Annotated in this window: 14 protein-coding genes; 8 read left to right on the forward strand and 6 right to left on the reverse strand. The window is 60.0% G+C overall.

The window, feature by feature from the left end; translation table 11 throughout:
• The first annotated feature begins 147 nt into the window (after positions 1–147).
• Positions 148–876: a metallophosphoesterase family protein gene (locus G3256_RS18580; RefSeq protein ID WP_169642246.1), complete on the forward strand. Its 729-nt coding sequence runs from the start codon at positions 148–150 to the stop codon at positions 874–876.
• Here G3256_RS18580 and G3256_RS18585 read toward each other — a convergent pair.
• From G3256_RS18585 to G3256_RS18600, 4 genes are all read right to left on the reverse strand, one after another.
• Positions 844–1,236, reverse strand: coding sequence for a hypothetical protein (locus tag G3256_RS18585; protein WP_169642247.1), 393 nt, complete (start codon positions 1,234–1,236; stop codon positions 844–846). The two genes, G3256_RS18580 and G3256_RS18585, sit on opposite strands and share 33 nt — an antisense overlap.
• On the reverse strand, positions 1,236–2,273 hold the full coding sequence (gene tdh, locus G3256_RS18590; protein WP_169642248.1) for an L-threonine 3-dehydrogenase: 1,038 nt from the start codon (positions 2,271–2,273) through the stop codon (positions 1,236–1,238). Before tdh ends, G3256_RS18585 begins: the two co-directional genes overlap by 1 nt.
• Entirely contained in the window at positions 2,270–3,457 is a 1,188-nt protein-coding gene (locus G3256_RS18595) for a glycine C-acetyltransferase (protein WP_169642249.1), read from the reverse strand. Before G3256_RS18595 ends, tdh begins: the two co-directional genes overlap by 4 nt.
• Positions 3,458–3,550: 93 nt before the next feature.
• On the reverse strand, positions 3,551–4,117 hold the full coding sequence (locus G3256_RS18600; protein ID WP_169642250.1) for a helix-turn-helix domain-containing protein: 567 nt from the start codon (positions 4,115–4,117) through the stop codon (positions 3,551–3,553).
• Positions 4,118–4,242: 125 nt separating this feature from the next.
• Here G3256_RS18600 and G3256_RS18605 point away from each other — a divergent pair, with 125 nt between their 5' ends.
• Entirely contained in the window at positions 4,243–5,421 is a 1,179-nt protein-coding gene (locus G3256_RS18605) for an acetyl-CoA C-acyltransferase family protein (protein WP_169642251.1), read from the forward strand.
• A gap of 72 nt (positions 5,422–5,493) precedes the next feature.
• Here G3256_RS18605 and ubiB read toward each other — a convergent pair whose 3' ends face one another.
• A complete protein-coding gene (gene ubiB / locus G3256_RS18610) occupies positions 5,494–7,041 on the reverse strand; it encodes a 2-polyprenylphenol 6-hydroxylase (protein ID WP_169642252.1) in 1,548 nt (515 codons plus the stop codon).
• A 3-nt stretch (positions 7,042–7,044) separates the two neighbouring features.
• On the reverse strand, positions 7,045–7,797 hold the full coding sequence (gene ubiE / locus G3256_RS18615) for a bifunctional demethylmenaquinone methyltransferase/2-methoxy-6-polyprenyl-1,4-benzoquinol methylase UbiE (protein WP_169642253.1): 753 nt from the start codon (positions 7,795–7,797) through the stop codon (positions 7,045–7,047).
• A 91-nt stretch (positions 7,798–7,888) separates the two neighbouring features.
• Between ubiE and G3256_RS18620 the strand changes: the two genes are divergently transcribed.
• The 6 genes from G3256_RS18620 to rpsT all read left to right on the forward strand — a co-directional run bounded on the left by G3256_RS18620 (position 7,889) and on the right by rpsT (position 11,466).
• Positions 7,889–8,317: a hypothetical protein gene (locus G3256_RS18620; RefSeq protein WP_169642254.1), complete on the forward strand. Its 429-nt coding sequence runs from the start codon at positions 7,889–7,891 to the stop codon at positions 8,315–8,317.
• The gene (gene mutM / locus G3256_RS18625) at positions 8,310–9,188 is read left to right on the forward strand and encodes a bifunctional DNA-formamidopyrimidine glycosylase/DNA-(apurinic or apyrimidinic site) lyase (RefSeq protein ID WP_169642255.1); all 879 of its coding nucleotides are present in this window, start codon (positions 8,310–8,312) and stop codon (positions 9,186–9,188) included. Before G3256_RS18620 ends, mutM begins: the two co-directional genes overlap by 8 nt.
• 62 nt (positions 9,189–9,250) lie before the next feature.
• Positions 9,251–10,027, forward strand: a complete 777-nt coding sequence (locus G3256_RS18630; protein ID WP_169642256.1) for an enoyl-CoA hydratase — start codon at positions 9,251–9,253, stop codon at positions 10,025–10,027.
• 235 nt (positions 10,028–10,262) lie between these two features.
• The gene (locus G3256_RS18635) at positions 10,263–10,520 is read left to right on the forward strand and encodes a YjhX family toxin (protein WP_169642257.1); all 258 of its coding nucleotides are present in this window, start codon (positions 10,263–10,265) and stop codon (positions 10,518–10,520) included.
• Positions 10,521–10,532: 12 nt separating this feature from the next.
• A complete protein-coding gene (locus tag G3256_RS18640; RefSeq protein ID WP_169642258.1) occupies positions 10,533–11,000 on the forward strand; it encodes a GNAT family N-acetyltransferase in 468 nt (155 codons plus the stop codon).
• Between the two features lie 202 nt (positions 11,001–11,202).
• Positions 11,203–11,466 (forward strand): 30S ribosomal protein S20, encoded by a 264-nt coding sequence (gene rpsT / locus G3256_RS18645; protein WP_169642259.1) that lies wholly within the window; start codon positions 11,203–11,205, stop codon positions 11,464–11,466.
• Positions 11,467–11,987: the final 521 nt, after the last annotated feature.

The following is an 11,987-nucleotide window of genomic DNA, read 5'->3' on the forward strand; positions in this document are numbered from 1 at the left end:
ATCAGCCCCGTCAGGCTGGCCTGTGCCAGGAAAGGTGTTGAATTTTGCTGCCCTCTCCACCACACGGAGGGCGTCGCGGCGTGCCGGGGACACTTAACTATTCCAGCCACGCGGTGCGGGTGACGCACCGCCCAACGGGAGCCGGACATGCCTGATCCGATCTATGCCATAGGCGACATCCACGGTCAGCTCGAAGAACTTGAGCGGGTGCTATCACTGATTGAGAAAGACGGCGGGCCGGACGCGGAGATTGCCTTTGTCGGCGATTATGTTGATCGCGGGCCTGACAGCCGCCGCGTCGTGGAAAAACTGATGAAGGCGCAGTCAGAGGGCCGCCCCTGGCGCATGATCCGCGGCAACCACGACCGGTATCTGACCCGATTTCTGGATGATGCGACCATCTACGATCCGGCCACGAGTGCTGGTCTGTTCTGGTTCAACCCACGGCTGGGGGGCGACAAAACGCTGGCCTCCTACGGGGTCACAGCCGTCGACGGCGCGCCGGTCGCGCCCGTTCATGCCGAGGCTGTGGCGGCTGTGCCGCAGGCGCACCGGGATTTTCTGGCAGGTCTGCCGCTGACGTTCCGCAAAGACGGGTTGCTTTTCGTGCATGCGGGTCTGCGGCCTGGCGTGCCGCTGCAGGACCAGACAGAAGATGATCTGGTGTGGATCCGGAAAGAGTTTCTCGAATACGAAGGCTCGTTTGGCCCGCTGGTTGTACACGGGCATACGGCCCTCGAGCATCCTGAACACGCCGGAAACCGGGTTAATCTCGATGGCGGCGCGGGGTATTTCCGACCCCTGCACGCGGCTGTTTTTGAAGGACGTGACTGCTGGCTGTTGTCAGACGCGGGACGGATTCCTCTTCGGAAATAAAGCCACGGCGATCATTGCCCACCCAAGCAGACCGAGGCCATGATCGGCCAGGGTCGGACGGCCCGAAAACAAAAGATGCACGATCCAGGGGGCATCGGATGGATTGCTTTTGATCACCCACTGCCCCGGCAGATCGTCAAACAGAAAACCGTAGTAAGTAAAATAGATCTGCGGCGACAACCAGACAAAGACCATAAAGGCCAGCACTGCAAAAAGCAGCCGCGCCCACCATGGCCGGCCGGATGTCATGCGGCGCGTGACCCACAGCATGAACACACACAACACAACAGACAACAGGACAAGCCCCGCCTGACCGCCCTGTGTCAGCGTAAAAAAGCTGTCCCCGGCGTATTGGTTCATCAGGTCCAGTCGAGCACCACTTTGCCGGACTGGCCCGATTTCATCGCGGCAAACCCTGCCTCGAAATCATCGACGGCAAAGCGATGCGTGATAACCCGGCTTACATCCAGACCGTTCTGCAGCATGGCGATCATCTTGTACCAGGTCTCGAAAATCTCACGCCCGTACACGCCTTTGATGGTGATAGCTTTGAAAACGATCCGGCTCCAGTCGACAGGGCTTTTGCCCGGCGGAATACCCAGCATCGCAATGCGCCCTCCCATCGTCATTGCATCCACCATCTGATCAAGCGCGCGCTGGTTTCCGGACATCTCAAGGCCGACGTCAAAGCCCTGTTTCATCTTCAGATCAGACACTGTTTCGGCCAGATCCTGTTCTGCGACATTGACCGGCACCACATCGGCGACCTCTGCCGCCAGACGCAGGCGGTCAGGATTCACGTCTGTGATCACCACATGCCGGGCGCCGGCGTGCCGCGCCACGGCTGCGGCCATGATGCCGATGGGCCCTGCGCCGGTGATCAGCACATCCTCCCCGATCAGATCAAAGCTGAGCGCGGTGTGCACAGCATTGCCGAGCGGGTCGAGAATAGCGCCGATGTCATCGGGAATGTCATCCGGCAGCGGCACGACATTAAAGGCGGGCAGCCTGAGATACTGCGCAAACGCGCCCTGTTCGTTGACGCCGATGCCCCGGGTCGCCGGATCGAGGTGAAACTTGCCGGCCCGGCTCTGGCGCGACGTTTTGCCAATGAGATGCCCCTCACCTGAACAGCGCTGGCCGATTTCCAGATCGGTGACATTGTGGCCAACCTCAACGATTTCGCCGGCAAATTCGTGGCCGGTGATCATCGGCACTGGCACGGTTGAGGCGGCCCAGTCGTCCCAGTTCCAGATGTGAATATCGGTCCCGCAGATCCCGGTTTTCTTTATCCTGATCAGCACGTCATCAGGCCCGGGTTCGGGTACCGGCGCGTGGATCATCCAGAGGCCTTCGCGGGGATGCAGCTTGGACAGTGCTTTCATTTCATTGGTCATTTCAACACTCCGCAGGCTTTGCCCGCCGTTTCAAAAGCCTTGAGCGCAAAAGAAAGATCCTCCTGTGTCAGAGCGGCGTTCATCTGGGTTCTGATCCGTGCCTCACCCCGGGGTACCACCGGGAAAAAGAAGCCTGACACAAAAACCCCCTCGTCGAAGAGGCGCGCGGCCATGTCCTGGGCCAGTTGCGCCTCGCCCAGCATGACAGGCACAATCGGATGCTCGCCCGGCAGCAGCTCAAAACCCAGCGCTTCGAGCCCGCTGCGCCAGATGCGCGTATTCTCAAAAAGCTGCGCGCGCAGATCATCGCCGGCCTCAACGAGATCCAGCGCTTTCAGCCCGGCTGAGACAATCGACGGCGGCAGCGAGTTGGAAAAAAGATAGGGCCGCGCACGCTGGCGTAACAGATCGATCACCGGTTGCGCCCCGGCAATATAGCCGCCGATGGCACCGCCCAGAGCCTTGCCAAGCGTGCCGGTCAGAATGTCGGCTTTCACACCTGCGTGCGCCGGCGTGCCGGCACCCTTCGGCCCCATAAACCCGGTGGCGTGGCAGTCATCGACCATCAGCATGGCGTCATATTTTTCCGCCAGCTCTTTAATACCGGAGAGGTTCGCAAGATACCCGTCCATGCTGAAAACCCCGTCGGTCGCGATCAGGATGAACCGTGCACCCTCGCTGCGGGCGAGCTGCAGCTGGCCTTCCAGATCGGCCATATCTGAATTCGCATATCGGTAGCGTTTCGCTTTGCAGAGCCTGATACCGTCGATGATGGATGCATGATTGAGTGCGTCCGAGACGACGGCATCTTCCGGGCCCAGCAGCGGCTCAAAGAGACCACCGTTTGCATCAAAGCAGGCCGCGAAAAGGATCGAATCGTCGTGCCCGAGAAACTGCGCAAGGCGCTGCTCGAGCTGCCGGTGCAGGTCCTGCGTGCCGCAGATAAACCGAACAGAAGCCATGCCGAAACCCCGCGGCGCCATGGCATCCTGTGCGGCCGTAATCAGATCGGGGTGATCCGCAAGACCGAGGTAATTATTGGCACACAGATTGATTACCTCCCGGTCGCCCACTGAGATCCTGCCGCCCTGCGCTGAGGTGATCATGCGCTCGCGTTTCATCATCCCGTCCGCCTCGATCCGGTTCAGCGTGTCAGAGATATGGTCAAGAAATGCATGCGTCATGAGAGACTCCCTTCGCCTGTGGTCTAACACGCCTCAGAGAAATCCGGAACTGCCTAAATACAAAATAACGGATATTTTCCGTCTTACAGGATATCAGCCCCCCTGAACGACCAGAAAAATGCGTGCCGGGCCATTCGTCGCGGCAATCCTGTGCGGGACATCGACGGCATACCGTGCGGTGTCACCGGCAAGCAGACGCTGCGTGTCTTCGCCGCTGGTCACGCTGATTGTGCCGTCGATCACTGTCAGATGCTCGCGCGCACCGCGGCTGTGGGGCTGACTGTCGAGGGCGCCGCCTTCTTCAAAGCTCACCTCGTAGACTTCGTGTTTGCCTGCCTCTTCAGGTGGAGAGAGGATTCTGATGCGGCACCCAGAGCCAAGGTTATCAATAGTGGGAACCTCTGCTGCGCGCAGCAGTTCAATGCGGGCTGCCGCAGCGGCACCATCAAGAAGGCCGGCAAAATCGACCTGCAACGCCCGGGTCAGGTTCCACAGGGTCGCGATTGTCGGGCTGCTTTCGCCGCGCTCGATCTGGCTGACCATGGAGCGCGAAACACCGGAGAGCCGTGCCACTGCATCAAGAGACAGACCCTGAGTGCGCCGGGCGTCTTTCAGCCGCGCGGGAAGCTGCGAAAGGATGGCATCTGAGGTTTCCGTCATAAAAGCGGTTTCGCCGATATCCCGGATGCTGTCAACGCTGTGACGCCCGTTACTGACGATACGTCGTGGCTGACTTCCAGGTCCCGCCCGGGCATACTTGGCCGGGAAACGAACGGGAGACTGACATGACACGCGAAATCGTACTTCTGGACGGCGCGCGCACCGCGATCGGCACCTTTGGCGGCGCGCTTGCGGATACGCCGCCTATTGAGCTTGGCACGGTGGCGGCAAAAGCGGCACTTGAACGGTCAGGCGTTGAAGGCGCACAGATCGGTCACGTCGTCTTTGGCCACGTGATCAACACGGAGCCGCGCGACATGTATCTCAGCCGGGTGGCCGCGATGCAGGCCGGTGTGCCTGAGACCGTGCCCGCGATGAACGTGAACCGGCTTTGCGGCTCGGGCGCGCAGGCGATTGTCTCGGTTATTCAGTCTCTGATGCTGGGGGATGCGGACTTCGGGCTCGCGGGGGGTGCCGAGAACATGTCGCGCTCGCCTTTCATCATGCCACAGCAACGCTGGGGTGCGAAAATGGGCGACGTCAAAAGCCTCGATATGATGCTGGGCGCGCTGAACTGTCCTTTCGGAACCGGGCACATGGGTGTCACGGCTGAAAACGTCGCCGCGGAACACGGGATCAGCCGTGAGGATCAGGACGCATTCGCCCTGCAAAGCCAGGAGCGCGCGGCGAAGGCAATTTCCGAGGGCCGTTTTTCCAGCCAGATCGCGCCGGTAGAGGTTCGGGTAAAGCGCGACATGGTCGCATTTGACACGGATGAACATCCCAAAGGCACGACCGCCGAAGCGCTGGCCGGGCTGCGCACGGTCTTCCAGAAAGACGGGACTGTGACAGCCGGCAATGCCAGCGGGATTAATGACGGTGCGGCAGCAGTTGTCATGGCGAGCGCAGAGGCGGCCGAGGCCGCTGGCCTGAAACCAAAAGCGAGGATCCTCGGCTATGCCCATGCCGGCGTGCGGCCGGAGGTAATGGGCATCGGGCCGATACCTGCCGTGGAAAAACTGTTTGAGAAAACCGGACTGAGTGCCGGTGATTTCGATGTGATCGAAAGCAATGAGGCTTTTGCCGCTCAGGCGCTTGCCGTCTCCGGCGCGCTCGGGTTCAATCCGGCAAAGGTTAACCCCAATGGCGGGGCGATTGCACTGGGCCATCCGGTCGGCGCAACAGGGGCCATTATCACTGTCAAAACGCTCTATGAGCTGGAACGGACGGGTGGCAAACGCGGGCTGATCACGATGTGCATCGGCGGCGGTCAGGGCATCGCACTCGCAATCGAGCTGCTGTAGGCCGCGCGCGGAAAAATACGGGAGGGCGCGGGCCCCTCCCACCCTCTCGGTAGACATGGTCATCACAAGCGGTCAGAAGAGTGCGAGATCCACGAGAATCAGCGTGAGCGACCCCGAAATACCGATGGTGAGGCCAAGGATCACCGCGCCGAGAACCCAGCGGAAAAGGCCGCGGTCTTTCTGCGGCGGCTCCGGATTACCCTGCCGGATCAGCGCGTTTTCCACCAGCGCCGGCAGGCGCGGACCGAAACGGGCCATCACGCGGGCGGTTTTCGCAAAGTCGCGCAGAGCGGCCCGGGGACCGATGGTCTGCGCGATGTAATCGGACACGATGGGGCTTGCGACCTGCCAGATGTTAATCTGTGGATTGAGAGAGCGTGCAACACCTTCCACAACGACCATGGTGCGTTGCAGGAGAATGAGCTCGGTGCGGGTTTCCATGCCAAAACGCTCGGTCACCTCAAAGAGATAGCTCAGAAGACGACCCATCGAGATTTTCGACGCATCCATGCCGAAAATCGGCTCACCCACGGCGCGCAGCGCGCGCGCAAATTCGTCTACGTCTTTGTCCGCAGGGACATAGCCTGCTTCAAAGTGAACCTCCGCCACGCGTTTGTAGTCGCGCCGGATGAAGCCATAGAGGATCTCTGCATAGACCCGGCGCGTGTACTCATCAATGTGCCCCATTATGCCGAAATCATAGGCCACAATATTGCCGTTTGGCGCGACTTTGAGATTACCCTGGTGCATGTCGGCGTGGAAATAGCCGTCGCGCAGCGCGTGGTTCAGGAAAAGCTGCAGCACACGGTCGCCCAGCAGAATGCGGTCGTGACCGGCGGCATCAATCGCGGCGTTGTCACCCATCGGAACGCCGTCAGCCCAGCCCAGCGTCATGACACGGCGAGCAGAGTATTCCCATTTGATACGGGGCAGCTGGAAGCCTTCGTCTTTCTCCGTATTGGCGGCGAATTCGGCAGCAGAAGAGGATTCAAGCCGCAGGTCCAGCTCTCCCTGCACAACACCGTCAAAATGTTCGATCACATCGAGGGGCCGCAGGCGGCGCGAGCCCGGAGAACAGAAATCAATTACAGAGGCGGCAAGATAAAAGGCATCGATATCCTTGCGAAAGGCTTTTTCGATGCCGGGGCGCAGCACTTTGACGGCGACTTCTTCGCCTGAGACCGCAAGCCGCGCACGGTGCACCTGAGCGATCGAGGCCGCCGCCACAGGTTCGCTGAATTCAGAGAACATGCGGTCAACAGGCATGCCAAGTTCGCTTTCGACCTCGGCCTTGGCCGTGCTCACAGGGAACGGTGGCAGTTTGTCCTGCAGCACGCGCAGCTGCAGCGCCATTTCATCGCCCACCACATCCGGGCGGGTCGAAAGGATCTGGCCAAATTTTATGTAGGCGGGGCCAAGGGCCGTGAGCGCGCGGGTAACCGGCGGCATGCCCGTATCACCGGCGTAGCCCAGAAACGTGAACGGCATCGCCAGGGTGCGCGCCACGAACCGGACAGAGGCCGGCGTGTCAAAGGCGTCGAGTACCGCATTCATTGCACCCGTCCTCTGGAACGTGGCGCCGGTGCGGATCAGCCGCCAGATATTGTGCGGACCGCGCATGGCTCAGAGTTTCCAGCCCGAGTGCAGACAGGCAACGCCCATCGACAGGTTGCGGTATTTTGTCTGCTCAAAGCCGGCGCTGCGCACCATCTGCAGAAAGGTTTCCTGATCGGGGAACCGCCGGATTGATTCGACCAGATACTGGTAACTGTCGCGGTCACCGGCGATCATCTGACCCATGCGCGGGATCACGTTGAAACTGTAAAGATCATAGGCCTTCTGCATCGCCGGGTTCGGCAACTGGCTGAATTCCAGCACCATCAGGCGGCCGCCGGGTTTCAGCACGCGGAAGGCCTCGTTCAGCGCTTCCTGCGGGCGGGTTACGTTCCGGATTCCGAAAGAGATCGTATAGACGTCAAAGGTGTTATCGGCAAAAGGCAGTGCCATGGCATCACCGGTTACCCAGTCGAGCTGGTCCTGCATCTGCAGCGCTTCGGCACGCTGGCGGCCTTCGACCAGCATAGCCTCCGTGAGGTCCAGCACCGTGGCATGGCCATCGCCCGCGCGTTTCAGGAAACGGAACGCGATATCGCCGGTGCCGCCGGCCACATCCAGCAGTTTCTGCCCGGCACGCGGGGCCAGCCAGTCCATCATCGCGTCTTTCCAGACCCGGTGAATACCAGCGGACATCACATCATTCATCACATCGTATTTGCCGGCGACCGAGCTGAACACGCCGCGCACGCGTCCGGCCTTTTCGCCCTCTGGCACGTCTTCAAAGCCGAAATGGGTGGTTTTGTCGTCTCGGTCGGTCATCGGGTCTTGTGATCCTTAGTGTTCGGTCTTTGTTATAGGCCTCAGGCGGGCAGGTACAATGCGGCCCTTTCGTCACAGGGAAAAAGAGCGGATGCAGCCGTCTGCACGCAGCGAATGGAAAGAGACCCGGCTTGCAGGCTGGGGCAGAGCGCTGAGGGTGCTGGTCTGCGGGCTTTTCGCGATCGTGGCACTTGTGCTGGTTGTGCATCCGCAGACACCGGTTTCGGGGTCTTGGTCTGCGCGCGGAATACTGATCGTGATCATCGCCGTTTTCTGCCACAAGATCGCGGCAGCATTTTACGACCGGATTCTGTGGAATGACACGGGGCTACGGTTTGCACCCGTCCTTGGCCCTGTGCGCTGCTTTGACTGGGCGGATCTGACCGGGGTGCAGACGGAAATGAAAGGCCGCGCCACGGTGCTGAGTTTTGGCCGGTGGCGCAGGCTGAGGCTCTTCTGGAGCTATGACGGTTACCGCGAGATCGCGGATCTTGCAGAACGGAAGATGGAACATGCCTGAACTGCCCGAAGTAGAGACTGTGCGCCGCGGCCTGAGCCCGGTGATGGAGGGCGCGGTGATCGCGCGGGCAGATGTGAACCGCCCCGATCTGCGCTGGCCGTTTCCGGCCCGCATGGCAGAGCGGCTGACCGGCGCGCGGATTAGGCAGCTGCGGCGGCGCTCGAAATACATCCTCGCCGATCTCGACACCGGTGAAACCCTGCTCATCCATCTGGGCATGTCGGGGCGGATGCTGATCTCGGGTGATTCTACGGACACGGAAATGGCCGCGAAGATGCCCGGACGGTTTGTACATGCACATCCCGCCCCGGAAAAACACGATCATGTGGTGTTTCACATGGACAACGGCACGCGCATCACTTTCAACGACCCGCGCCGCTTTGGCGCGATGGACCTGATGGAAACGGCAACAGCGGAAAGCCACAAGCTGCTCGCCGTGCTGGGCCCGGAACCGCTTGGCAATGATTTTCACGAAGAGCACCTCGCGGGCGCCTTTCACAAACGGATGATGCCGGTGAAATCTGCTCTGCTCGATCAGAAGATCGTCAGCGGACTGGGCAATATTTACGTCTGTGAGGCGCTTTTCCGGGCAGGAATCAGCCCGTCACGCAGGGCAGGGCGGATTTCTGCACAGCGCGTGGCCGCTCTTGTCCCGATCATCCGGCAGGTGTTGTCAGAAGCCATCGACGCGGGTGGTTCGAGCCTGCGTGATTTCCGCCAAGCTGATGGAGAGCTTGGATATTTTCAGCATACCTTCGACGTTTACGGACGCGAGGGCGCGCCCTGCAGAACAAACGGTTGCCGCGGCGTCATCCGTCGAATCGTGCAGTCCGGACGCTCATCTTTCTATTGCGCACAATGCCAAAGATAGCTTGAAGTGGCTCTTACCCGTGGTATGCACTGCGGTTCCAGCAACAACCGAGAGCTTTCCGGATGGCCTTTGAGACGATTATCTTTGATGTCGACAACCATGTGGCAACTATTACCCTCAACCGGCCCGACGCGCTCAATGCGCTGAACGACGAGTTGATGCGCGAACTTGCAGAAGCCCTGAAGGACGCCCAGGAAAACGAGAAGGTGCGCTGCATCATCATTACCGGCTCGGAGAAGGCTTTTGCTGCCGGCGCCGACGTGGCGATGATGAAAGACAAAACCTTTGTCGACGCCTTTTCAGGCGATCTTTTCACCCCCGAGACCGATCAGATCATGCGGGTGCGCAAGCCGATCATTGCCGCCGTCTCAGGCTATGCCCTTGGCGGCGGATGCGAGCTGGCGATGATGTGCGATTTCATCATCTGCTCGGAAAGCGCCAAGTTCGGCCAGCCCGAGGTCAACCTCGGTGTGGTTGCAGGCATCGGCGGCACCCAGCGCCTGACGCGACTGGTGGGCAAATCCAAGGCCATGGATATGAACCTGACGGGGCGATTTATGGATGCCGAGGAAGCCGAGCGCTCAGGCCTTGTGTCCCGCGTGGTGCCCGGCAAAAAGCTGATGGAAGAGGCGCAGAACGCCGCCCAGAAGATTGCCGAGAAGTCTTCGGTCTCCGTGATGGTCATCAAAGAAGCCGTAAACCGCTCCTATGAAGTGCCGCTGAGCGAGGGGCTGCTCTTTGAAAGACGCATGTTTCATGCACTCTTTGCGACCGAAGATCAGTCCGAAGGAATGTCGGCCTTTCTGGAAAAACGCGAAGCACAGTTCCGCGACAGGTAAATGCGCAACAGCCGGCCCCGTTCTGCGGGCCGCGCCCTCTCCCTGTCTTGCCACGGCAGTTTCTGCTGCATAGGAAGGGCTACGGCCTGCACCTGATCGCAGGGCGATGGAGATTTGATGTCAGAGAATGCGGCACGCCGCTGAGGTCCGTCTGAACGGACCTGTCTAATCCGAAGCCCTTCCGCGCGTTACGCCGGGCGCCTGCTTCCGATGGCATTTTCTCAGGATCAATTCGTTGAATATCTCAAAATACGAACAACGCGTGCTGCATGCGCTGGCACGGGGCGGCGCTATTCACTTCGAGCGTGCGCCGAATGGCAAAATCCGGGCCGTGACCTGTGTCACCCGGGACGGACATCTGCTCGAAGACTGCACCACGGCGGTTTTCGAGCGGCTGAAAAAGCGGCGGTTCATCAGATCGGTGAACGGCACCCCCTACCGCGCGACGCGGCTTGGCATCTCGTCCGTCAGGGCGCAGCCAGACAACAGATAAGGACAGTATGACATGACAGACTTTGATATCCGGCCCGTTGTGGCCGATGACATCCCTCACCTGAAAACGGTGCTGGATGAGACCGGGCTTTTTCCGCCGGACATGCTGGAGGATCTGATGGCGCCGGCGCTTTCCGGAGAGACGGGGGAGTTCTGGCTCGCGGGGTGCATCGCCGGTGTGCCGGCCGGGCTGTGCTATACAAAACGCGAAGAGCTCGCAGAAGGCGCGTGGAATATGCTCGCACTTGGCGTGCGTCCCGGCTGCCAGCGCGACGGCCTTGGCCTTGCCATTGTTAAGGGTTCCGAGGCGCATCTGCGCACCAGCGGTGAGCGTCTGCTGATCGTGGAAACTTCCGGCACGGAGGATTTCGCGGCAGCGCGGGCGTTTTATGCCAGTGCAGGCTATGAACGCGAGGCATGCATCCGCGATTTCTGGGCCACCGGAGACGACAAGGTCGTATTCCGCAAGCTGCTGGGCTGAGGCCGGCTCGCATCCGGCGGGCAGGCAACCCGCCGGATGACGATTTGCGGTTTGCAAAACCGGGCAATATGTCTATAGACCGGCCCAATACATGCGCGTGCAGCCCGCTCTGGCTAGAATCACCTGATGGTCGCTCTGCGACCGGATCGGGCTTTGTACGCATAAACAGACGTAACGAACCCGACAAAAAGGTTAAGCACACATGGCAAATTCGCCCCAGGCAAAGAAACGCGCCCGTCAGAACGAAGCGCGTTTTCAGGTCAACAAAGCGCGTCGTTCGCGCATCCGTACATTTCTGCGTCGCGTTGAAGAAGCAATCGCTTCCGGTGACAAGGAAGCGGCAACAGCCGCCCTGCGCGCCGCTCAGCCTGAGCTGATGCGTGGCGTGACCAAAGGTGTCTTCCACAAAAATACAGCATCGCGTAAAGTTTCGCGCCTTGCGTCCCGTGTGAAGGCGCTCGGCTGATAAGCTGTCAACGCGTTAATCCAGGTTAACAAAAAATTAACGAAAGACGCCCGTTTTGAGGCGTCTTTTTTTATATTTATAAGGTGTTTTTGAGACTCCCGGAGATTCTTTTCAGAAAATTCAGAGTCAAGATTGAAGTTCAGTTGCCGTGCCGCTCACGAAGTTGCTACCAAGATACAGCGATTCACTTCGCATTGGGGGGCAGGCCCCGGGACTGACGGTGTTGCGACCGTTTTTGTAAAACCCCGGGGGCTGGGTATCGCGGCAACGCGATACACCGGGTCTGCAAGCGCTGTTACCAGCTGTTTGCCCTGTCAATAGTACTGGGGACGGATGTTCAGATCCCTGACGCGTACTGTAGCGCGTTCGGTCTGCGCGTCCATATCCGTGAAATGTCCGGCGGACCTGCGCTCGTTTCTTTGGGACGGGAACAGCGGAGGTGTGTCTGACGCAAAATCGTTCGGGAGAATCCAGGAATGGACCGCCGGCGGCATGGGAACGCGAAAGGGAATACAGGTCAG

The organism is Roseobacter ponti, assembly GCF_012932215.1.
Lineage (GTDB): Bacteria > Pseudomonadota > Alphaproteobacteria > Rhodobacterales > Rhodobacteraceae > Roseobacter > Roseobacter ponti.

What these genes read in the sequence shown, in the direction of transcription:
- G3256_RS18580 (WP_169642246.1), top strand. Translation starts at nt 148, where the DNA reads ATGCCTGATCCGATCTATGCCATAGGCGACATCCACGGTCAGCTCGAA.
- G3256_RS18585 (WP_169642247.1), bottom strand. Translation starts at nt 1,236, where the DNA reads ATGAACCAATACGCCGGGGACAGCTTTTTTACGCTGACACAGGGCGGT.
- tdh (WP_169642248.1), bottom strand. Translation starts at nt 2,273, where the DNA reads ATGACCAATGAAATGAAAGCACTGTCCAAGCTGCATCCCCGCGAAGGC.
- G3256_RS18595 (WP_169642249.1), bottom strand. Translation starts at nt 3,457, where the DNA reads ATGACGCATGCATTTCTTGACCATATCTCTGACACGCTGAACCGGATC.
- G3256_RS18600 (WP_169642250.1), bottom strand. Translation starts at nt 4,117, where the DNA reads ATGACGGAAACCTCAGATGCCATCCTTTCGCAGCTTCCCGCGCGGCTG.
- G3256_RS18605 (WP_169642251.1), top strand. Translation starts at nt 4,243, where the DNA reads ATGACACGCGAAATCGTACTTCTGGACGGCGCGCGCACCGCGATCGGC.
- ubiB (WP_169642252.1), bottom strand. Translation starts at nt 7,041, where the DNA reads ATGCGCGGTCCGCACAATATCTGGCGGCTGATCCGCACCGGCGCCACG.
- ubiE (WP_169642253.1), bottom strand. Translation starts at nt 7,797, where the DNA reads ATGACCGACCGAGACGACAAAACCACCCATTTCGGCTTTGAAGACGTG.
- G3256_RS18620 (WP_169642254.1), top strand. Translation starts at nt 7,889, where the DNA reads ATGCAGCCGTCTGCACGCAGCGAATGGAAAGAGACCCGGCTTGCAGGC.
- mutM (WP_169642255.1), top strand. Translation starts at nt 8,310, where the DNA reads ATGCCTGAACTGCCCGAAGTAGAGACTGTGCGCCGCGGCCTGAGCCCG.
- G3256_RS18630 (WP_169642256.1), top strand. Translation starts at nt 9,251, where the DNA reads ATGGCCTTTGAGACGATTATCTTTGATGTCGACAACCATGTGGCAACT.
- G3256_RS18640 (WP_169642258.1), top strand. Translation starts at nt 10,533, where the DNA reads ATGACAGACTTTGATATCCGGCCCGTTGTGGCCGATGACATCCCTCAC.
- rpsT (WP_169642259.1), top strand. Translation starts at nt 11,203, where the DNA reads ATGGCAAATTCGCCCCAGGCAAAGAAACGCGCCCGTCAGAACGAAGCG.